This is a genomic window from Streptomyces sp. NBC_00523 (assembly GCF_036346615.1).
Lineage (GTDB): Bacteria > Actinomycetota > Actinomycetes > Streptomycetales > Streptomycetaceae > Streptomyces.
Map to the genome: position 1 here is coordinate 2,550,466 of NZ_CP107836.1, position 20,673 is coordinate 2,571,138.

General features: G+C 72.0%; 16 protein-coding genes. 13 read left to right on the forward strand and 3 right to left on the reverse strand.

Going from position 1 to position 20,673, the window contains the following annotated elements:
• Positions 1 to 39: 39 nt before the first annotated feature.
• The 6 genes from eccCa to OHS17_RS11485 all read left to right on the forward strand — a co-directional run bounded on the left by eccCa (position 40) and on the right by OHS17_RS11485 (position 8,921).
• Entirely contained in the window at positions 40 to 4,050 is a 4,011-nt protein-coding gene (gene eccCa, locus OHS17_RS11460) for a type VII secretion protein EccCa (protein WP_330312082.1), read from the forward strand.
• A gap of 160 nt (positions 4,051 to 4,210) precedes the next feature.
• Positions 4,211 to 4,543: a hypothetical protein gene (locus OHS17_RS11465; RefSeq protein ID WP_330312083.1), complete on the forward strand. Its 333-nt coding sequence runs from the start codon at positions 4,211 to 4,213 to the stop codon at positions 4,541 to 4,543.
• Positions 4,544 to 4,603: 60 nt separating this feature from the next.
• A complete protein-coding gene (locus OHS17_RS11470) occupies positions 4,604 to 4,924 on the forward strand; it encodes a pore-forming ESAT-6 family protein (protein ID WP_018105964.1) in 321 nt (106 codons plus the stop codon).
• Between the two features lie 27 nt (positions 4,925 to 4,951).
• Entirely contained in the window at positions 4,952 to 5,377 is a 426-nt protein-coding gene (locus OHS17_RS11475; protein WP_161212596.1) for a DUF6507 family protein, read from the forward strand.
• Positions 5,374 to 8,061 carry a hypothetical protein gene (locus OHS17_RS11480; protein ID WP_330312084.1) on the forward strand — a complete coding sequence of 896 codons (2,688 nt, stop codon included), beginning with the start codon at positions 5,374 to 5,376 and terminating at the stop codon, positions 8,059 to 8,061. The genes OHS17_RS11475 and OHS17_RS11480 overlap by 4 nt, the downstream gene beginning before the upstream one ends.
• Positions 8,058 to 8,921 (forward strand): immunity 49 family protein, encoded by an 864-nt coding sequence (locus OHS17_RS11485; protein ID WP_330312085.1) that lies wholly within the window; start codon positions 8,058 to 8,060, stop codon positions 8,919 to 8,921. Before OHS17_RS11480 ends, OHS17_RS11485 begins: the two co-directional genes overlap by 4 nt.
• 11 nt (positions 8,922 to 8,932) lie before the next feature.
• On the opposite strand, the gene OHS17_RS11490 is transcribed toward OHS17_RS11485, so the two are convergent.
• On the reverse strand, positions 8,933 to 9,886 hold the full coding sequence (locus tag OHS17_RS11490) for an Imm49 family immunity protein (RefSeq protein WP_330312086.1): 954 nt from the start codon (positions 9,884 to 9,886) through the stop codon (positions 8,933 to 8,935).
• 209 nt (positions 9,887 to 10,095) lie between these two features.
• On the opposite strand from OHS17_RS11490, the gene OHS17_RS11495 reads away from it, so the two are divergent.
• Genes OHS17_RS11495 through OHS17_RS11505 form a run of 3 tightly spaced genes read left to right on the forward strand, consistent with a single transcriptional unit; the run spans position 10,096 to position 13,171 of the window.
• On the forward strand, positions 10,096 to 11,253 hold the full coding sequence (locus OHS17_RS11495) for an acyl-CoA dehydrogenase family protein (RefSeq protein ID WP_330312087.1): 1,158 nt from the start codon (positions 10,096 to 10,098) through the stop codon (positions 11,251 to 11,253).
• 16 nt (positions 11,254 to 11,269) lie between these two features.
• Complete coding sequence (locus tag OHS17_RS11500; protein WP_330312088.1) at positions 11,270 to 12,142, forward strand: acyl-CoA thioesterase; 873 nt, start codon at positions 11,270 to 11,272, stop codon at positions 12,140 to 12,142.
• Positions 12,143 to 12,199: 57 nt separating this feature from the next.
• A complete protein-coding gene (locus OHS17_RS11505; protein ID WP_330312089.1) occupies positions 12,200 to 13,171 on the forward strand; it encodes a cation diffusion facilitator family transporter in 972 nt (323 codons plus the stop codon).
• Between the two features lie 24 nt (positions 13,172 to 13,195).
• Here the strand turns inward: OHS17_RS11505 and OHS17_RS11510 are convergent, their stop codons facing one another.
• Both OHS17_RS11510 and OHS17_RS11515 read right to left on the reverse strand, forming a co-directional pair.
• The gene (locus OHS17_RS11510; protein WP_330312090.1) at positions 13,196 to 13,978 is read right to left on the reverse strand and encodes a phosphatase; all 783 of its coding nucleotides are present in this window, start codon (positions 13,976 to 13,978) and stop codon (positions 13,196 to 13,198) included.
• A 52-nt stretch (positions 13,979 to 14,030) separates the two neighbouring features.
• Positions 14,031 to 14,657: an SACE_7040 family transcriptional regulator gene (locus OHS17_RS11515; protein WP_330312091.1), complete on the reverse strand. Its 627-nt coding sequence runs from the start codon at positions 14,655 to 14,657 to the stop codon at positions 14,031 to 14,033.
• 118 nt (positions 14,658 to 14,775) lie between these two features.
• On the opposite strand from OHS17_RS11515, the gene OHS17_RS11520 reads away from it, so the two are divergent.
• From OHS17_RS11520 to OHS17_RS11535, 4 genes are read left to right on the forward strand one after another with little or no spacing between them, the layout of a single operon-like run.
• The gene (locus tag OHS17_RS11520; protein ID WP_018105734.1) at positions 14,776 to 16,383 is read left to right on the forward strand and encodes a carboxyl transferase domain-containing protein; all 1,608 of its coding nucleotides are present in this window, start codon (positions 14,776 to 14,778) and stop codon (positions 16,381 to 16,383) included.
• Positions 16,384 to 16,390: 7 nt separating this feature from the next.
• Positions 16,391 to 18,487, forward strand: a complete 2,097-nt coding sequence (locus tag OHS17_RS11525; protein WP_330312092.1) for an acetyl/propionyl/methylcrotonyl-CoA carboxylase subunit alpha — start codon at positions 16,391 to 16,393, stop codon at positions 18,485 to 18,487.
• Entirely contained in the window at positions 18,484 to 19,443 is a 960-nt protein-coding gene (locus tag OHS17_RS11530) for a hydroxymethylglutaryl-CoA lyase (RefSeq protein ID WP_330312093.1), read from the forward strand. Before OHS17_RS11525 ends, OHS17_RS11530 begins: the two co-directional genes overlap by 4 nt.
• Positions 19,444 to 19,450: 7 nt before the next feature.
• Positions 19,451 to 20,617, forward strand: a complete 1,167-nt coding sequence (locus OHS17_RS11535) for an acyl-CoA dehydrogenase family protein (protein WP_161207206.1) — start codon at positions 19,451 to 19,453, stop codon at positions 20,615 to 20,617.
• Positions 20,618 to 20,673 lie beyond the last annotated feature (56 nt).

Here is a 20,673-nt window from a genome sequence, read left to right on the forward strand (position 1 = left end):
CCCGTACGCCCACCCGGCCGAGATCCCCGGACGGAACCGATGAGCACCCGCCTGATCCACCGCCCCGCCCGCACCACGCGCCCGGCGGCCCCCTCCGAGCCGCGCACCATCGAGGCGCCGCCCAACCTGCCCGAGGGCAAGTCCGGGAACATCGCGATGTCGCTGCTCCCGGTCGCCGGGGTCATGTCGTCCGTGGTGATGATGACGGTGGTCCGCAACAGCCAGTTCGCCGGGCTCGGCGCGATCATCCTCGTCGTCACGGTCATCGGCTCGGCGGTGCTGCTGCTCTCCCAGCGCGGCAAGGCGCAGCGCACCCGCCGCACCCAGCGCGAGGCGTACCTCGCCTATGTGGAGGACCTGCGCGAGGAGCTGTCGGCCGAGGAGCGGGTCCGGCGCGAGCAGGCGGACGTCCTCAACCCGTCCCCGTACGCCCTGTACGACATCGTGCGCGACCCGGCCCGGCTCTGGGAGCGGCGCAGGGGCGACGACGACTTCCTGCGGATACGCGGCGGCACGGGCGAGATGCCGCTGCGGGACCTCCGGATCGGCGAGCAGGGCTCGTCCGTCCTCACCCCGCCCGACCTCTTCATGCTCAACGAGGCGTCGGCCGTGGTGCAGCGGTTCCGCAACGGCACCGAACTCCCCCTGACCGTCCCGCTGGACCGGGCCGGGAACGTCAGCGTCATCGGCCCCCGCGAGGACGGCCTGCGGGTCGTGCGCGCCCTGCTCGTCCAGGCGGCCGCCCTGCACGCGCCGGACGACGTGGCGATCGCGGTCGCCGCGTCCGGTGAGCGGATGGCCGACTGGGAGTGGGCCAAGTGGCTGCCGCACCTGCTCGACCCCGAGCAGTCCGACGGCCCGGTCGCCGCCCGCCGCATCGCCCCCTCCGCCGCACAGCTGGCCCGGCTCCTCGGGCCCGAGCTGCGCCGCCGCGCCTCGTACGCGGCCGAGGTGCGCCGGGGCCTGGCCGGGCGGGACGCGCTCGCGATGAACTCCCGGCTGCTCGTGGTGGTCGACGGGCACGGCGAGGACGCCGTGGACCTGCCGCGCCCCGACGACGCGGTGGGGCTGCGCGAGATGGGCGTGACCGTGGTGCACCTGCTCGACCGGCGGGTCCAGGAGCCGGACCACGTCAATGTCCGCCTCACCGTGGACGGCACCGACGTCGTGGTGGAGGACCTGCGCGCGACGGAGACCGTCGAGTCGCACGGCACGGTGGACGAGGTCGGGGTGCCCTTCGCGGAGGGCCTGGCCCGGATGATCGCCCCGCTGCGGCTGTCCGCCGAGTCCCTGGCCGACGCGCCGCTGGCCGGGCCCGTCGAGTTCGCCGCGATGCTCGGCATCCAGGACGTGGCGGCGCTGGACCTGGACCGGCTGTGGGCGCCGCGCGGCGAACGGGCCTTCCTGCGGGTGCCGATCGGGATCAGCGACGCGCACGAGCCGGTGCTCCTGGACCTCAAGGAGTCCTCCGAGCTGGGCATGGGCCCGCACGGGCTGTGCGTGGGCGCGACGGGCTCCGGCAAGTCGGAGCTGCTGCGCACCCTGGTCCTCGGCCTGGCGGCCACCCATCCGCCGGAGGACCTGGCGCTCGTCCTGGTCGACTACAAGGGCGGCGCCACCTTCGCCCCGTTCGCGGACCTGCCGCACGTGGCAGGGGTCATCACCAACCTGGAGAACCAGGCGGGCCTGGTCGAGCGCGTGCACTCCTCGCTCGCCGGTGAGGTCAAGCGCCGCCAGCAGGCCCTGAAGGACGCGGGCAACGTCGCGGACATCGGGGACTACACGGCGCTGCGCGCGCAGAAGCGGCCGGACCTGGAACCGCTGCCGCACCTGTTCGTGGTGATCGACGAGTTCGGCGAACTCCTCACCGCCAAGCCGGACTTCATCGACCTGTTCCTGTCCATCGGCCGGATCGGCCGCTCCATCGGGGTGCATCTGCTGCTGTCCAGCCAGCGCATCGAGAGCGGCAAGCTCAAGGGCCTGGAGACCTACCTCTCGTACCGCCTCGGCCTGCGCACCTTTTCCGCCGACGAGTCGCGGATGGTCCTGGACACCACGGACGCCTTCCACCTGCCGCCGCTGCCCGGCTTCGGCTTCCTCAAGGTGGACACCAGCCACTACACCCGCTTCAAGGCGGGTTACGTCTCCGGCGCGTACCGGGGGCCCGTGCGGAGCGCCGACGAGGAGGAGACCGGGCCGCTCGCCCTCCCGTACGACGCGTACAACACCCTCGCCGGGCCGGAGAGCGGCCCGCAGGACCGTGAGCCGTCGGCCCGCCGCCGCGAGACCGGGCCGACCGAACTCGCGGTCATGGTGGACCAGCTGACCGGTGCGGCGCCCGGGGTACGCAGCATCTGGCTGCCCCCGCTGCCCCCGGCGATCACCCTGGACGCCGTCGCCGGACCGCTGGACGCCGGGCCGCGCGGGATGCGGCTGGCCGGGGTGCGCCCGGACGCGGGGCGGCCGGGCACCCGGCAGCGCGGCCCGCTCCTGGTGCCGCTCGGGCTGCTGGACGACCCGGCCAAGCAGTGGCAGGGGCAGTGGCTGCTCGACCTCACGGTGGCCGGCGGGCACGCCGCCGTCATCGGCGGCCCGCAGTCCGGCAAGACGACGCTGCTGCGCACCCTGGTCCTCTCCCTGGCCCTCACGCACACCCCGCAGGAGGTCGGCGTCTACGGCCTCGACCTCGTCGGCGGCGGCCTCCAGGCCCTCGCCGAGCTGCCGCACGTCGGCGGCGTCGCCGGCCGCGCCGACCGGGAGCGGGCGGCGCGCACGGTCGAGGAGGTGCGGGCGATGCTCGCGCTGCGCGAGGAGCTGTTCCGCGAGCACGGCATCGACTCCGTCGAGCAGCTGCGCACCCTGCACGCGGCGGGCCGTCTGCCGGAGCTGGCGTCCGCCGAGATCGTCCTCGTCATCGACGGGTTCGGCGCGCTGCGCGACGACTTCGAGGAGCTGGACGACGCGGTCGCGGACATCCTCAAGCGGGGCGGCGGCTACGGCATCCACGTCGTCGCCGGGATGCTCCGCTGGAACGACGTGCGCATCGCGATCCAGTCCAACTTCGGCACCCGCGTGGAGCTGCGGCTCAACGACCCGGGCGAGTCGAGCATCGACCGCAAGCTGGCCGAGACCCTCTCCCCCGACGAGCCGGGCCGCGTCCTCACCGACGGCAAGCTCTTCGCCCAGGTCGCCCTGCCCCGCACGGACGGGGTCGCGGAGACGACGGAGCTGGGCGCGGTCCTGGAACGCGCCACGCGCACGGTCCGGGCCACCTGGCACGGCGAGGTCGCCCAGCCGGTACGGGTGCTGCCGCACCTGCTCGAACCGCACCTGCTGCCCGGCCGGGCGGCGGAGCCGGAGCGGGTGCCGCTGGGCCTCGACCAGTCGGCCCTGGCGCCCGTGCTGCTCGACCTGTTCGGCCACGACCAGCACCTGCTGGTGCTCGGGGACAGCGAGTGCGGCAAGACGAACCTGCTGCGGGCGGTCGCGCAGGGGCTCGCCGACCGCTACGGCGAGGACGACCTCGTCTTCGCGGTGATGGACCCCCGGCGCTCGCTGCGCGGGGTGGTCCCGGAGGAGCTGAACGGCGGTTACGCGTACAACTCCAAGCTCTGCATGGGCCTTTCGGCCGCGATCTCCGCCGAGCTGGAGAAGCGGCTGCCGGACGAGAACGCCCGCCTGGAGGACCTGGAGCCGGGCAGCTGGGGCCAGGGCCCGCGCATCGTGGTCCTGGTGGACGACTACGACGTGCTGACGACCGCGGGCCAGTCGCCGCTGGCCGCGTTCCTCCCGTACATCCCGTCCGCCGTGGACATCGGTCTGCACTTCGTGCTGTCGCGGCGCGTGGCGGGGGCGGCGCGCGGGATGTACGAGCCGGTGGTGCAGAGCCTGCGGGAGTCGGGGGCCTCGGCGCTCGTGATGTCCGGCGACCGCAGCGAGGGCCAGCTCTTCCCCGGCGTGTACGCGACCCAACAGGCGGCGGGACGTGGGGTGTTCATCCAGCGGGGGCGCCCGAACCGGCTGACGCAGACGGTGTACGTGCCGCACTGACGTACCACTTCGCAAAGCGCGGCCGACGGGGTCACCGGTCGGCTCGCCCTGTCACCGTGACGATATGGCCGATTGCAGATTGCAGTAGCGACGCGCGGATTGATAGACATGACGCTGGGACGGATACATCCGTTCGAGGTCCGACGCATGGGGGAAGCCGATGAAGTTCGACATGGGGTCCACGGTCCTGACGACGCTGCTCAAGCACTCGCAGGGCTCCAGCACCGATCTGACCACGCTGATCCGGCAGTTGATCGCCGCGGCGGAGCCGCTGGAGGGCAAGTTCAACGGCGCGGGCAAGGCCGCGTTCGACGACTTCAAGAACCGCTCCGACGAGATCACCGCGGCGCTGAACGCCTCGCTCTCCGGCATCCTGGGCGGCCAGCAGGGCATGGACGCGGCGTTCGGCTCGGGCGAGCAGGAGCAGGGCGAGAACGCCCGTACGCAGATGGCTTCGGCCAACTTCGACGCGGCCCGCTTCGGCGGCCGCTGAGCCGGCACCACCGGCACCTTCGACGCATCCGTACACATTCCTGACGGGGAGACAAGAGTCATGGCAGGACACGGCGGCAACACGGACCGGCGGTCGTACGACACCGGCGCATCGACCGAGGTGCAGGGCAGCCTCCAGACGGTGATCGCCCAGCTCGAACTGGTCATCACGGCCCGGGACGGCCAGGTCAAGGCCGCGATGGCCGACTTCACGGCGGACGGCGTGGCGGACGACTACCACGGCAAGGAACTCCGCTGGCAGGCGACCTCGCAGGAGGTCAAGAACATCATCCACCTCCTCCGCTCCACGCTGGAGAAGAACGACGGCACGGCGCACCAGACCCTGGCCCGCGCCAAGGCGGCCGTCGACAACATCGGCTGACGTTCACGACTCCGGGGGGGGCGGCCGGTGACGGCTTGGGACATCAAACCGCAGGGCGTACAGGGGCAGCTGAAGAAGGTCGGCACGCACGCCGGTGACCTGGAGAAGGCGCTGAACTCCATGGTCACCGCGATGTCGGAGGCGGCGACGCACGCGGGCACGGCGGTACCGGGCTCGGCGGCGTCGCTGCCGGTCGCCGGGCCGGTGGCGGTGGGGGCGGAGCCCCTGTCCCACCCCACCCTCGGGCCGGTGGCCGCGGCGCTGGGCACGTACATCACGGAGCGCAAGCCGCAGCTGAAGTCGATGGCGGAGCGCATCCAGGCCGCCGTGCTGGGCGCCGCGACGGCGACGAGCGAGTACGTGGAGGGCGACCTCGACACGGCCAAGCGGGCCCAGGACGCCGCCAAGTCCGTCCGCCTGGACGTGCTCAAGGACATACGGGCGGGCAAGTGAGCAAGAACGAGGCGGTCACCCCGTCCGGCATACCGGTCTTCACCGGCAACCTCGCCCTGCTGGACACCAGCGTGACCACGCTGACGAAGAGCGCGGCGTCGACCGCCACGGCCGCCGGTGACGTCCACAGCACCTTCGGCGGCCTCCAGGCGTTCTACAAGGCGCCGGAGGCCGACCAGCTCTTCGCGACCACGAAACCGGTCGCGGACCGGGGGACCTCCCTGAAGTCGGAGCTGGAGACGATCACGGCCGCGCTGTCCACGTACGCGTCCGACGCCTACCCGCTGGTCGAGAAGCTGAAGGAGCTCAAGCGCGAGGCCGAGGCGTTCGTCGTCCAGATCAAGGACGACGACAAGTGGCGCGAGGACGGGGACCTGGTCGAGGAGAACAACCGTCGCCACGACGAGATCGCCGAGACGTGGGCGGCGTTCCAGGCCGTGGAGCGGACCTGCCACGACAAGATCGTCGCCCTGGTCGGCGGGCCCGCGCTGAAGACCGACGACGGCTCCGGCAAGAAGGGCACGTACGGCTACGACGCCGAGACCCTCAAGCACGCCGAGGGCCTGCCCTGGGGCGACCCGGTCCAGGAGTCCAAGCCCTGGTGGCAACTCCACGAACACGCCTGGGACTTCGCCAAGGGCTTCTTCGTCGACGGCGTCTGGGGCACGATCAAGGGCCTGGGCACCCTGGTCGGCACCGACGGGTGGGACTCCGCCAAGCAGGCGTGGTCGGGCCTGGGGAAGCTCGCCACGGGCCTGGCGATCTCCGGCACGCCGCTGGCCGGCCTGTACTGGACCCTGCCGGACGACAAACTCCCCTCCTACCTGCGTGAGTCCCGCACCGCGATGAAGGAGACCGGCAAGGCGCTGCTGGCCTGGGACCAGTGGAGCGAGAACCCGTCCCGGGCCACGGGCGCGGTGGCGTTCAACGTCGTCACGACGATCTTCACCGGCGGCACGGGCGGCGCGGCCTCCGGCGCCGGAAAGGCGGCCGTCGCGGCGAAGGCCCTGTCCACAGTGGGCAAGGTGGGCCGGGTCGTGGACCCGATGACGTACGTCTTCAAGGGCGCGGGCATGGGCCTGACGAAGATCGGCGACGGCCTGGCGGCGCTCAAGGGCCTGGGGCAGCTCGAGATACCCACCTTCCCCGAGGGCACGATCACCCTCCCGGAGGGCGCGTTCAAGCTCCAGGACGGCACCCTGCACCTGCCGGAGGGCGCGGCGGTCCCGGAGGCCGCATTCGAGATCCCGGCCAACTCCTTCAAGCTCCCGGCCGGCGCGGAGATCCCCCCGGGAGCCCTGGACCTGGGCGACGGCGTGGTCCGCCTCCCGGAGGGCGTACACCCCCCTGAGGGCGCCCTCCGCATCCCCGAGGGATCCCTCAAACTCCCCGAGGGCACGACGGCCCTGCCCGAGAACGTGCTCAAGGGCACGGACGAGGCCGGCAACACGGTCTACCTGGACCGCCCGGGCAACGTCCTCGCGGAGGACGGCACCCTGCTCCAGCACCACTCGGCGGCCCGGCAGGAGGGGACGGGGGTACGGGCTTCGGCCACGCCGGAGGAGGCGCTGGCCGGGGCGGGAAGGTCGTCGGACCAGGCGGCCCACCATGCGGGCGGCGGGGGAGGACATACCGGCGACAGCGGCGTCCCCGGACCGACCCGCCATCCGTCCGGTCCGGGTTCCGGCGGCGCGCTCCCCTCGGGCCACGGGGGCGGCGGCTCGGGCTCCGGCTCCGGCGGGCCCTCGGGACCGACGCATCCCCGGGTGCCCCGTCCCGCATTCATGGCCGACGGCCCGAACCCGTACGGCAAACGGGGTTCGCTGACCCGGGAGCAGATCGAGGAGATCCAGGTCTATCGGGCGAACGAGGAGTCGGGGTACCGCGAGCACTATTACAGAAAGGATGGCACCCGCAGGGACACCGATGTCCTGGACGCGAGTGGATACGCGCCTCCGCAGCTCACACAGCTGGTGGACAACGGCCCGTGGGTCCGCGCCAAGGACGCCCCCGCGCCGCCCAAACCCCATTTCCTCGACCCCGACTACATCCGCGTGCGGGCGGACACGGTCACCAGTCGCGTCAGGCTCAGAATTCTTGATGTCGCGGCCCAAAAACGATTCGCCGCCATCCAGCTCGACAACCTCATGGAGAAGTGGAAAGCGGAGGCCGGCAGCCTCCACAAAACCCACGACGACTTCGAGTCCGGCCAGCTCCTAAAAGAGACGACCGACGCCTACAAGCAAACCCACACGGACATGGGCGATGCAGCCGAAGCGTTCGGGGAGGCGGCAGCCGAGCATCACTTCATAGCGGAACGCTATCCCGACTTCGAACGGCAGGAACTGCGCGGCCCCAAGAATGGGAACGACCAGTTCGACCAGGTGTGGATACACGAGGACGGCCGCGTGGTCGTCATCGAGGCGAAGAGCAGTACCGGCACAGAGCTCGGCCAGCGAACCCTTCCGGACGGTAAGAAGGTTTCCCAAGGAAGCAAGGAGTACTTCTTTGACATCCTTGAGAAAATGGACATGCGAAATGAAACAGCAGCGTCCGACGCCATAAGAAGGGCGCTGGAGAGCGGCGACCTAGAATACGTTGTAGTCAAGGGGGAGAAAAATTCGGGCCGGTACACTGGTTACCGGTATCGGCGGTTCGACATCAGCAAGGGGACCCTTTCATGACGGTAGCTATTACCCGCCACGACCTCCAGAGAGGAGCCGAAGCGGAGACACTGGCCAACCGGCTGAGCGAGCGCCTGGTCCGGGACATCGACAAACTGGAGGCGTCGACAGCCCTGATCGACCTCACGTGCAGGTCCTCCCTTCTGGCCTTCCGTGCCCGCTGTGCCATCGATCCGCGAGCTTCCAAGGTGGAGACGTGGGAAGCCACGGTCAACGCCATGCAGGTCACTTCGGCCCTGTTCGCCGCGAGCGCGGTGAACGAGGGAACCGTCGAGTGCCGGATCAACCGGAAGCTACGCACCATCCCCGCCGCCGGGCCACTGTCCACGGCCGACGCGGGCAACTGGCTGTCCGGCTTCTGGCTGGCCGTCATCTGCCGTGACCAGGAACGGATGACGCAGCTCAGCGAGATTCCTCTGGAGCGGCTGCGGTCACCTCAGGGGCAGTACGACGAATACATCTACCACTGGGTCGACACCCTCCAGACCTGGTGGCTCCGCGGCCCCGGCCTCGCCGACAAGCTCATCGCCACCATCGAGGCATCCGACCCGGCCGTCGCACAGATCGCCCCCCGAGATCTGATGGATGGCACCCTCTACCCACCCATCAACCTCTTCTACCACTACGTCCGCCAAGACCGAGACGGCTTCTCTCCCGCCCTCGCCGACGCGCTGAAACTCCACAAGGCCTACTGGACCCTCACCGAGGACCGGACCACAGACATCAACGGCAGCATCGCCCTCGGCCCCCTCGCCATCGCCTGCCTCGCCCACGACGCCGACTTCCCCCTCGACATCGAATCCGACTACCTCCCCCACCACCTCCTCCAGCGCACCTGGATCGGGGAATTCCCCACCTGACGGCAACCGCGCTACTCGGCGGGGCGTCCGAAGAGTTCCGCTCCCGAACGCAGCGCGGCGACCATGTCCGCCCGGTTCGCGGGGCCGCTCGCCTTGCGGCCCGTGATCACGGTGCGGGGAAGGTAGTCGCTGTCCACGGCGGGCGCCCAGTCCCGGCGACGGTGGGCCAGGGCGGCGAGCGCCAGGGGTGTGAGCGGCAGGAGGGAGCGGGGGTGGGTGCTGACCTCGCCGAACGACCTGTACGTCAGCAGTAGCCGGCCCAACGCCGCGTCGAATGCCTCCCCGTCCCCGGCCGCGAGGCCGCGCAGCGCGAGAAGGGCGAGGTAATCGGGGCGGCCCCCGACATCGCTCCCCAGTTCGGCGACGAACGCGCGGATCCGGGCGAGCCCGCCGTCGATCGCCGCGAGCACCTGCGCCTCCGTGGGCGGGTAGTCCGCGTCTTCGTCGTCGCCCAGGTCCCCCAGTACGTACGCCATGAGGCCGTCGGCGAGCGCGTCCACGGGGAAGCGGGCCTCCTCCCGAGGGTGCCGCGCGTGGTAGAACGCCTCGCGGTGGCGCTCGACCGTATCCGTGAGCACCGCCAGGCAGAAGGCGTCGAGCCAGTCGGACGCGCCAAGGGAAACAGGGCTTCCGTCCGCGCCCGCGTCGTAGGACACCCCGAAGTTCACGTAGTCCAGGGAGACCGTGAAGGGGTGGCCCGGGAAGTACGCGGCGAAGGCTACGGCGCCGGTCGCCGCCTGTTCCGCGGCGCGGAGGACGGCTTCCGCCTGCGGGGTGTCGAGGGCGGGGTGGCGTACGGACAGCGCGCCCAGATGGTCGAGGAACTCCCCCGCCAGCAGGGACCAGTCGTTGGCGGTCATCCGCTCCGAGGACATGGTCCGCACCAGCCCGCCGATCTGCCCCTCGAATCCGTCCCGAGCAGCCGAGACGCGTGCCTCGTCGATCACATGCCGCTCGATGTGCACAGCTCCACCGTTTCGTCTCGCTCGTGTCCGGCCGGGCGCAGGTCGCGCATCACCCTACCGACCGGCCGTCCCCGCGTGCTCAGCATCACCCTGGACAGCCCCGTGACCGCCGGGTAACTTTTAACCATGACTGAGCAAGCGCTTAGCCATGCTCCGGAAGACGTAGCACCAGAAGTCGCAGCAGACGTAGCCGACCAGGGAGGCACCCCGTGCGCCGTACGGTATTCAACGAGGACCACGAGGCGTTCCGGGAGACCATCCGGGCCTTCATCGCGGCCGAGGTCGTGCCCGTGTACGACGAGTGGTTCGCCGCCGGGCAGGCGCCGCGGGAGTTCTACCAGCAGCTCGGCGAGCTGGGCGTCTTCGGGATCAACGTGGACGAGGAGTACGACGGGGCGGGCATCGACTCGCACAAGTACGAGGCGATCATCTACGAGGAGACCGCCCGGGCCGGCGTCTCCTTCGGCGGCTCCGGCGTGCACACGCTGCTCGGCCTGCCGTACATCAAGATGCTCGCCACCGACGAGCAGAAGAAGCGCTGGCTGCCGAAGTTCGTCACCGGCGAGCAGATGTGGGCCCTCGCGATGACCGAGCCGGGCACCGGGTCGGACGTCGCGGGCATGAAGACCACCGCGAAGCTCTCCGAGGACGGCACGCACTACGTCCTCAACGGCGCCAAGACGTTCATCACCGGTGGCGTGCACGCCGACCGCGTCATCGTCTGCGCCCGCACCTCCGCCCCGCGCGAGGACGACCGCCGCTTCGGCATCTCGCTGTTCGCCGTGGACACCAAGTCCGAGGGCTACTCCGTCGGCCGCAAGCTCGACAAGCTGGGCCTGAAGGTCTCCGACACCGCCGAGCTGGCGTTCGTGGACGTCAAGGTGCCCGCCGAGGACCTGCTCGGCGAGGAGAACAAGGGCTTCGGCTACCTCGGCACCAACCTGGCCTCCGAGCGCTGGGGCATCGCCTTCGGCGCGTACGCCCAGGCCGCCGCCGCCGTGCGGTTCGCCAAGGAGTACGTCCAGGAGCGCACCGTCTTCGGCAAGACCGTCGCCTCGTTCCAGAACACCAAGTTCGAGCTGGCCGCCTGCCAGGCCGAGGTGGACGCGGCCCAGGCCGTCGCCGACCGCGCGCTGGAGGCGCTGGACGCCGGTGAGCTGACCGCCGCCGAGGCCGCCTCCGCGAAGCTGTTCTGCACCGAGGTCGCGCACCGCGTGATCGACCGCTGCCTCCAGCTGCACGGCGGCTACGGCTTCATGAACGAGTACCCGATCGCCCGCCTGTACGCGGACAACCGCGTCAACCGCATCTACGGCGGCACCAGCGAGGTCATGAAGTCGATCATCGCCAAGTCCATGGGCCTGTAGGGACCGCCCGACTCCCATGAGTACCGCACTCGATTCCCTGCTCGATCTGCTCGACCTGGAGCGGATCGAGCAGGACATCTTCCGGGGCACCAGCCGCTCGGCGGTCGTGCCCCGGGTCTTCGGCGGACAGGTCGCGGCCCAGGCGCTCGTCGCCGCGGGCCGCACCGTCCCCGCCGACCGGTCCGCCCACTCGCTGCACGCGTACTTCCTGCGCATGGGCGACCCGGGCGCGCCGATCGTCTACACCGTGGACCGCATCCGCGACGGCCGCTCCTTCGCCACCCGCCGGGTCGTCGCCGTCCAGCACGGACAGCCGATCTTCCACCTCTCCGCGTCCTTCCAGACGTACGAGGACGGGCTGGAGCACCAGGCGGCCATGCCGCCCGCCCCCGACCCGGAGACGCTGCCCACCGCCGCCGAGATGCTGCCGCGCCACGCCGACCGGTTCAGCGACCCGGGCATGGTGGACCGGCTGGTCGAGGCGCGGGCAGCCGTCGACCTGCGGTACGTGGACGCGCCGCCGTTCGGCACGGTGGGCGAACCCCGCGAGCCCAGGTCGCAGGTGTGGTTCCGTACCAACGGCAAGCTGGCCGACGACCCGCTGCTGCACGTCTGCATGGCCACGTACGTCTCCGACATGACGCTGCTCGACTCCGTGCTGCTCGCCCACGGGCGCGGCGGCTGGGCGGTCGGGGACGTCGTCGGGGCCAGCCTCGACCACGCGATGTGGTTCCACCGGCCGTTCCGGGCCGACGAGTGGCTGCTGTACGACCAGGAGTCGCCGTCCGCGTCCGGCGGGCGCGGCCTCGGCCAGGCCCGCATCTACACCCAGGACGGCCGCCTGGCGATCACCGTCATCCAGGAGGGTGTGGTCCGGGTCCCCCGGTGACCGGCCCCCGGCCGCGCGTCGGACATGAGCGGGCCGGGCGCGGACATACTCACCGGCATGACTGACGCGAAAAGCAGTGGCGGGGGGTCCACGTTCACCGTCGTCGTCGCGGCGCTGGCCAATCTCGGCATCGCCGTGGCGAAGGCGGTCGCCGGGCTGATCAGCGGGTCGAGCGCGATGCTCTCCGAGGCGGCCCACTCCGTCGCCGACACCGTGACCGAGGTCCTGCTTCTCACCGCGCTCAAGCGCAGCGAGAAGCCGGCCGACGAGGACCATCCGCTGGGGTACGGCCCCGAGCGGTACATCTGGGCGCTGCTGGCGTCCGTCGCGACATTCGTCGGCGGCGCGGTCTTCTCGATCTACGACGGGGTGCACACGCTGCTCGCGGGCGAGGACCTGGGTTCGCCGCTGATCTCGTACCTCGTGCTCGTCGTCGCCTTCCTGCTTGAGGGCTTCTCGCTGCGAACGGGGCTCAGGCAGGTCCGCCAGGAGGCCGAGGAGCTGGGCGCGCCCGCCCGGCACTACTTCCGGCGCACCCCGGACACCGCGGTCAAGGCCGTCGTGATGGAGGACTCGGCGGCCCTGCTCGGCCTGCTGCTCGCGGCGGGCGGCCTGCTCGGCGGCCAGCTGACCGGGTCCGGGGTCTGGGACGGCATCGCCTCACTGCTGATCGGTGTGCTGCTGGTGTACGTGGCGTGGGTGCTCGGCAAGTCCAACATCCAGCTCCTGATCGGGCGGCCGGTGTCGGCGCCGATGCGCGACGGCATCCGGGAGGAGCTGCTCGGCGTCGACCACCTCATCTCCGTACTGGAGCTGACCACGCTCATCCAGGGGCCGGACGAGATCCTGGTCGCCGCGAAGGTGGACTTCCGGGACACCGTCACCGCCGAACAGGTCGAGACGGCCTGCGAGGAGGCCGAGCGCCGGCTGCGGCAGCGGTACGCGTCCATCAAGCGGGTCTACCTGGACCCCACGTCGGGCCGCGAGGCGCGCCGCCGGGCCCGCGCGGCCGAGGGGGAGGGCTCCTGAAGCCCGGCGGCTCCTGAGGCCCGGTCATCGGAGCAGCCCGGCCGCGTCCAGCAGGTAGTCCGTCATCGGGTCGTAGAAGCGCGGGTCCAGGACGTGGTCGTCCAGCGGGATCGCGACCTGGAGGGTGCCCTCGGACTCGCCGAGGAACAGCGCGGGGTCGTTGCAGTCCGCGTAGCCGATGGCGTCCAGGCCGCGCTGCGCGGCGCATCCGGCCCAGCCGTGGTCGGCGACGACGAGGTCGGGCAGCGGGCGGCCCTCGCGTTCCAGGCCGTCGAGGATGGCGGCCATCGGGGCCGGGGAGTGGGTGTGCCAGAGCGTCGCGCCGCGCTCCTGGACGGCGACGTCCGCGAACTGGAAGACCATGCCCTCGTCGGCCATCAGCCCGCCCGGGATGCGGACGATCTCGCAGCCGGCCGCCCGCAGCGCCTGCGCGGTCTGGCGGTGGACGTCGAGCAGGCCGCCGGGGTGGCCGGTGGCGAAGAGGACCCGCTCGGCGCTCTCGACGGCCTTGCGGAGCCGGGCGGCGGCCCGTTCCAGGGCGTCGACGGTCAGCTCGGGGTCGATGGTGTCCTGCCCGAACCGGTGCTCCGGATCGTCGCTGACCCCGCACCGCTCGGCCATCACGGCCAGCACGTCCTGCTCGTCGCGCCACCGGTCGCCCAGCTCCAGGCCCAGCCAGTAGTGCCGGTCCCCGTTGGCCAGGCTGCGGTAGTGGGCCAGGTTGTTGTCGCGCGGGGTGGCGACGTCCCCCGCGATGCGCGTACGGACGAGGTGCTCGACGAGGGCGGCGCGGCTGGGTATCGGCATGGGGCCATTGTGCCGTGACGCGTGCCCGGCGTCCCGGCGGTCCGGAGGCCGGTCAGTCCCCCTGCCGCTCCCCCGCCGCCGCGAAGGCGCCCCGGGCCAGCCGGTGCAGCAGCGCCGCCGTCTCGGTGCGCCCGGGCAGCGCGCCGGGACGGCCCAGGTGCGGGGTGGAGTTCAGCAGGCCGAAGACCGCGTGGACGGCGGCCCGGGCCTCGTGCTCGGGCAGGTCCGGGTAGAGGTCGCGGACGACGGCGACCCACACCTCGACGTACTGCCGCTGGAGCCGGCGCACCCGCTTGCGGTCGGTGTCCCGCAGGCGGTCCAGCTCCCGGTCGTGCAGGGTGATCAGGGGGCGGTCGTCGAGGGCGAAGTCGATGTGGCCCTCGATGAGCGCGTCCAGCAGGGCCTCGGGCGATCCGTCGCCGGAGGCGGCGTCCTCGGACACCCGGAGCTCCCCGCCGGCCAGCAGCCGTTCGCTGATGCCGACGAGGAGCTCGGCGAGCATCGCGTCCTTGCCGGGGAAGTGCCGGTAGAGACCGGGGCCGCTGATGCCGACGGCGGCGCCTATCTCGTCGACGCCGACACCGTGGAAGCCGCGCTCGGCGAAGAGCCGGGCGGCCTCCCGGAGGATCTGCTCGCGGCGGGTGGGGGCCGCGACGCGGGCGGCGGCATGGGTGCTCATGAGCAGCCATTCTAGACAGGCGGGTTAGCGCTCGTTAACCTGTGATCACGTTAACGCTCATTAACACGGTGGCGTTGGCGATCGGAACGGCGCGGTACGGGCAAGGGGGCTCGACACGATGCAGCAGGCACCGGTGCTGACGAGCGCGGCGGATCCCGCCTCGGCGGCCTGGCAGGCCAACGAGGCGGCGCATCACGCGCTCGCCGACGAGCTGCGCAAGCGGCTCGCCACGGCCAGGCTCGGCGGAGGTGAGAGGGCCCGCGCCCGGCATGTGGCGCGCGGCAAGCTGCTGCCCAGGGAGCGGGTGGACACCCTGCTCGACCCGGGCTCGCCCTTCCTGGAGCTGGCCCCGCTGGCGGCCGAGGGGCTCTACGGGGGCGCGGCACCGGCCGCCGGGGTGATCGCCGGGATCGGCCGGGTCAGCGGCCGGGAGTGCGTGGTCGTCGCGAACGACGCGACCGTCAAGGGCGGCACGTACTACCCGATGACCGTGAAGAAGCACCTGCGGGCCCAGGAGGTGGCGCTGGAGAATCGTCTCCCCTGCCTGTACCTCGTGGACTCGGGCGGCGCCTTCCTGCCGATGCAGGACGAGGTCTTCCCGGACCGCGAGCACTTCGGCCGGATCTTCTACAACCAGGCCCGGATGTCGGGGGCCGGCATCCCGCAGATCGCGGCGGTGCTGGGTTCCTGCACGGCGGGCGGGGCGTACGTCCCGGCGATGAGCGACGAGGCCGTCATCGTCCGGAACCAGGGCACGATCTTCCTGGGCGGCCCGCCGCTGGTGAAGGCCGCCACCGGCGAGGTCGTCACGGCCGAGGAGCTGGGCGGCGGCGAGGTGCACTCCCGTACGTCGGGCGTCACCGACCACCTCGCGGAGGACGACGCGCACGCGCTGCGGATCGTCCGGAACATCGTGGCGACGCTGCCGGACCGGGGCGCGCTGCCCTGGTCGGTGCGGCCGGTCGAGGAGCCGAAGGTGGACCCGGCCGGGCTGTACGGCGCGGTCCCGGTCGACTCGCGTACGCCGTACGACGTGCGCGAGGTGATCGCCCGGGTGGTGGACGGCTCGCGGTTCGCCGAGTTCAAGGCGGAGTACGGCACGACGCTGATCACCGGCTTCGCGCACATCCACGGCCACCCGGTCGGGATCGTCGCCAACAACGGCATCCTGTTCTCCGAGTCCGCCCAGAAGGGCGCGCACTTCATCGAGCTGTGCGACCAGCGCGGCATCCCGCTGGTCTTCCTGCAGAACATCTCGGGCTTCATGGTCGGCCGGGACTACGAGGCCGGCGGCATCGCCAAGCACGGCGCGAAGATGGTCACCGCCGTCGCCTGCACCCGGGTCCCCAAGCTGACCGTGGTCGTCGGCGGCTCCTACGGCGCGGGCAACTACTCCATGTGCGGCCGGGCCTACAGCCCCCGGTTCCTGTGGATGTGGCCCAACGCGAAGATCTCCGTCATGGGCGGCGAGCAGGCCGCCTCCGTCCTCGCCACCGTCAAGCGCGACCAGCTGGGCGACGACTGGAGCGCCGAGGACGAGGAGGCCTTCAAGGCCCCGATCCGCGAGCAGTACGAGACCCAGGGCAACGCGTACTACGCCACCGCGCGGCTCTGGGACGACGGGGTGATCGACCCGCTGGAGACCCGGCAGGTGCTGGGGCTCGCCCTGACCGCGTGCGCCAACGCGCCCTTGGGCGACGCCGGCTTCGGCGTCTTCCGGATGTGAGGAAGAGATGACGATGTTCGACACGGTCCTCGTCGCCAACCGCGGCGAGATCGCGGTCCGGGTCATCCGGACCCTGCGCGAGCTGGGCGTCCGCTCGGTCGCCGTCTTCAGCGACGCGGACGCGGACGCGCGGCACGTACGGGAGGCCGACACGGCGGTACGGATCGGCCCCGCGCCCGCCTCCGAGAGCTACCTCAGCGCCGACCGCCTCCTGGAGGCCGCCCGCCGCACCGGCGCGCAGGCCGTCCACCCCGGCTACGGCTTCCTCGCGGAGAACGCGGCGTTCGCCCGCGCCTGCACGGAGGCGGGGCTGGTCTTCATCGGGCCGCCCGCCACCGCGATCTCGCTGATGGGCGACAAGATCCGGGCCAAGGAGACGGTCGCCGCGGCGGGCGTCCCCGTCGTCCCCGGCTCCTCCGGGAGCGGGCTGAGCGACGCCGAGCTGGCCCAGGCGGCGGCCGGGATCGGCATGCCGGTGCTGCTGAAGCCCTCGGCGGGCGGCGGCGGCAAGGGCATGCGGCTCGTCCGGGACGCGGCGGTGCTCGCGGACGAGATCGCGGCGGCCCGGCGCGAGGCCCGCGCCTCCTTCGGCGACGACACCCTGCTGGTGGAGCGGTGGATCGACCGGCCGCGCCACATCGAGATCCAGGTCCTGGCCGACACCCACGGCAACGTGGTGCACCTGGGCGAGCGCGAGTGCTCGCTCCAGCGCCGCCACCAGAAGATCATCGAGGAGGCCCCGTCCGTCCTGCTGGACGAGGCGACCCGGGCCGCGATGGGCGAGGCGGCCGTCCAGGCGGCCCGCTCCTGCGGGTACGTCGGCGCGGGCACGGTGGAGTTCATCGTCCCGGGCAGCGACCCGTCCTCGTACTACTTCATGGAGATGAACACCCGCCTCCAGGTCGAGCACCCGGTGACCGAGCTGATCACCGGACTCGACCTGGTGGAGTGGCAGCTGCGCGTCGCGGCCGGTGAGCCGCTGCCGTACGGGCAGGACGCCGTCACACTCACCGGGCACGCCGTGGAGGCCCGGGTCTGCGCCGAGGACCCGGCCCGCGGCTTCCTGCCCTCCGGCGGCACCGTGCTCGCGCTGCACGAGCCGCAGGGCGGCGGGGTCCGCACCGACTCCGGGCTCGCCGAGGGCGGCGAGGTCGGCAGCCTGTACGACCCGATGCTGTCCAAGGTCATCGCGTACGGCCCCGACCGGGCGACCGCCCTGCGCCGGCTGCGGGTGGCGCTCGCGGACACGGTCGTCCTCGGCGTCCCGGTCAACGCGGGCTTCCTGCGCCGGCTGCTGGCCCACCCGGCCGTGGTGGCGGGCGAGCTGGACACCGGCCTGGTGGAACGCGAGGTGGCCGCGCTGGTCCCGGAGGGCGTACCGGAGGAGGTGTACGCGGCCGCCGCGCTGCTGCGGCAGCACACCGCGTCCGCCGCCGCCCGCCCCGCGCCCGGCGCCTGGGCCGACCCGTTCTCGGCGGGCGACGGCTGGCGGCTCGGCGGCGCCCCGGCCCGGACGGTGCTCGACTTCCACATCCCGGGCCACGACCCGGTGCAGGTGGGCCTGCGGCCGTGCGGCGGCGGGGACACCGAGCTGACCTTCGGCCACGTCGGCGAGGGCGCGAGCCCGCCCGCCCCGGAATCGGGGTCCTGCGGACCGCTGGGACCGCTGCCCGGTACGGCGGAGAAGGCCAGGACCCTCGCGGCCGGTGACGGCCGGATCGCGTTCGAACTCGCCGGGGTCACCCATGTGTTCGCGTACGCGGTCTCCCCGGAGGGGCACTGGCTCGGCCGGGACGGCGACAGCTGGCACGTCCGGGACCACGACCCGGTCGAGGCCTCGCTGACCGGCGCCGCCCGCTCAGGCGCGGACACACTCGCCGCGCCCATGCCCGGGACGGTCACCGTGGTGAAGGTGGCCGTCGGGGACGAGGTCGCCGCCGGGCAGAGCCTGCTGGTGGTGGAGGCGATGAAGATGGAGCACGTCATCTCCGCGCCGCACGCGGGCACCGTCACCGAACTCGACGTGACCGCCGGGTCCACGGTCGCCATGGACCAGGTGCTCGCCGTCGTCGTGCCCGCCGCCGGTGCCGGGGAGGACGCATGACCGCCGACGCCCGAGCCCTGCCGATGACGGTGCCCGCCGAGGGGCTGCCCGTCCGGGTCCGCATCCACGAGGTCGGCGCCCGCGACGGCCTCCAGAACGAGAAGGAGGTCGTCCCGACCGAGGTGAAGGCGGAGTTCATCCGCCGGCTCGCGGTCGCCGGGCTGACCACCATCGAGGCCACCAGCTTCGTGCACCCCAAGTGGGTGCCCCAACTGGCCGACGCCGAGCAGCTGTTCCCGATGCTCGGGGACATCGCGGACGTCGGCGACGTGGCGCTGCCGGTCCTCGTCCCGAACGAACGCGGACTGGACCGGGCCCTGGCGCTCGGGGCCCGCGGGATCGCGGTGTTCGGCTCCGCCACGGAGACCTTCGCCGCGCGCAACCTCAACCGCACGGTGGACGAGTCGCTGGCCATGTTCGCGCCGGTGGTGGCCCGGGCCAAGGCCGAGTCGGTGCACGTGCGCGGCTATCTGTCGATGTGCTTCGGCGACCCCTGGGAGGGCTCCGTGCCGGTCGCGCAGGTCGTCCGGGTCGCGAAGGCGCTGATGGACCTCGGCTGCGACGAGCTGTCCCTCGGCGACACCATCGGCGTCGCCACCCCCGGCCACGTGACCGCGCTGCTGACCGGTCTCAACGAGGCCGGGGTGGCCACCGACGTGATCGGGGTGCACTTCCACGACACGTACGGACAGGCCCTGTCCAACACCCTCGCCGCGCTCCGGCACGGCGTGTCCACGGTCGACGCGTCGGCCGGCGGCCTCGGCGGCTGCCCGTACGCGAAGAGCGCGACCGGAAACCTCGCCACCGAGGATCTCGTGTGGATGCTCGACGGCCTCGGCATCGAAACCGGGGTCGACCTCGACGAGCTCATCGCCACCAGCGTGTGGCTCGCCGGACACCTGGGCCGACCCAGCCCTTCCCGCACCGTCCGCGCCCTGTCCCACAAGGAGCAGTGATACCCCGATGTCCCTGGACCACCGGCTGACCGCCGAGCACGAGGAACTCCGCCGCACCGTCGAGGAGTTCGCCCATGACGTCGTCGCCCCGAAGATCGGCGACTTCTACGAGCGGCACGAGTTCCCGTACGAGATCGTGCGCGAGATGGGGCGGATGGGCCTGTTCGGTCTGCCCTTCCCGGAGGAGTACGGCGGGATGGGCGGCGACTACCTCGCGCTCGGCATCGCCCTGGAGGAGCTGGCCCGGGTCGACTCCTCGGTGGCGATCACGCTGGAGGCGGGCGTCTCACTGGGCGCGATGCCGGTCTACCGCTTCGGCACCGAGGAGCAGAAGCGGCGGTGGCTGCCGAAGCTCTGCTCGGGCGAGGCGCTGGGCGCGTTCGGCCTGACCGAGCCGGACGGCGGTTCGGACGCGGGCGGCACCCGGACGACCGCCGTGCGCGACGAGGCGGCGGGCGAGTGGGTGATCAACGGCTCCAAGTGCTTCATCACCAACTCCGGTACGGACATCACGGAGTTGGTCACGGTCACGGCGGTGACCGGCCGCAAGGAGAACGGCGCCCCGCTGATCTCCTCGATCATCGTCCCCTCCGGCACCCCCGGCTTCACGGTCGCCGCGCCCTACTCCAAGGTCGGCTGGAACGCCTCGGACACCCGCGAGCTGTCCTTCGCCGACGTGCGCGTCCCGCTGGAGAACCTGCTCGGCGAGGAGGGCCGGGGCTACGCGCAGTTCCTGCGCATCCTGGACGAGGGCCGCATCGCCATCGCGGCGCTCTCGACGGGCCTGGCGCAGGGCTGCGTGGACGAGTCGGTGAAGTACGCCGCCGAGCGGCACGCCTTCGGGAAGCCGATCGGGGCCAACCAGGCCATCCAGTTCAAGATCGCGGACATGGAGATGCGGGCGCACATGGCCCGCATCGGCTGGCGCGACGCGGCGTCCCGGCTGCTGGCGGACGAGCCGTTCAAGAAGGAGGCGGCCATCGCCAAGCTGTACTCCTCGACGGTGGCCGTGGACAACGCCCGCGAGGCGACCCAGATCCACGGCGGCTACGGCTTCATGAACGAGTACCCGGTGGCCCGGATGTGGCGCGACTCCAAGATCCTGGAGATCGGCGAGGGCACGAGCGAGGTCCAGCGCATGCTGATCGCGCGGGAGTTGGGGATGCGGGCCTGAGCCACCCCGCACGGTCGGGCCGGCGTGGGATGCGTGAAACGCACCTAGCCCGCGAG

Excerpts from the sequence above, each read along its gene's own strand:
- OHS17_RS11520 (WP_018105734.1), top strand. The coding sequence starts at position 14,776 with ATGCAGCAGGCACCGGTGCTGACGAGCGCGGCGGATCCCGCCTCGGCG.
- OHS17_RS11485 (WP_330312085.1), top strand. The coding sequence starts at position 8,058 with ATGACGGTAGCTATTACCCGCCACGACCTCCAGAGAGGAGCCGAAGCG.
- OHS17_RS11525 (WP_330312092.1), top strand. The coding sequence starts at position 16,391 with ATGACGATGTTCGACACGGTCCTCGTCGCCAACCGCGGCGAGATCGCG.
- OHS17_RS11535 (WP_161207206.1), top strand. The coding sequence starts at position 19,451 with ATGTCCCTGGACCACCGGCTGACCGCCGAGCACGAGGAACTCCGCCGC.
- OHS17_RS11530 (WP_330312093.1), top strand. The coding sequence starts at position 18,484 with ATGACCGCCGACGCCCGAGCCCTGCCGATGACGGTGCCCGCCGAGGGG.
- eccCa (WP_330312082.1), top strand. The coding sequence starts at position 40 with ATGAGCACCCGCCTGATCCACCGCCCCGCCCGCACCACGCGCCCGGCG.
- OHS17_RS11505 (WP_330312089.1), top strand. The coding sequence starts at position 12,200 with ATGACTGACGCGAAAAGCAGTGGCGGGGGGTCCACGTTCACCGTCGTC.
- OHS17_RS11470 (WP_018105964.1), top strand. The coding sequence starts at position 4,604 with ATGGCAGGACACGGCGGCAACACGGACCGGCGGTCGTACGACACCGGC.
- OHS17_RS11515 (WP_330312091.1), bottom strand. The coding sequence starts at position 14,657 with ATGAGCACCCATGCCGCCGCCCGCGTCGCGGCCCCCACCCGCCGCGAG.
- OHS17_RS11510 (WP_330312090.1), bottom strand. The coding sequence starts at position 13,978 with ATGCCGATACCCAGCCGCGCCGCCCTCGTCGAGCACCTCGTCCGTACG.
- OHS17_RS11465 (WP_330312083.1), top strand. The coding sequence starts at position 4,211 with ATGAAGTTCGACATGGGGTCCACGGTCCTGACGACGCTGCTCAAGCAC.
- OHS17_RS11500 (WP_330312088.1), top strand. The coding sequence starts at position 11,270 with ATGAGTACCGCACTCGATTCCCTGCTCGATCTGCTCGACCTGGAGCGG.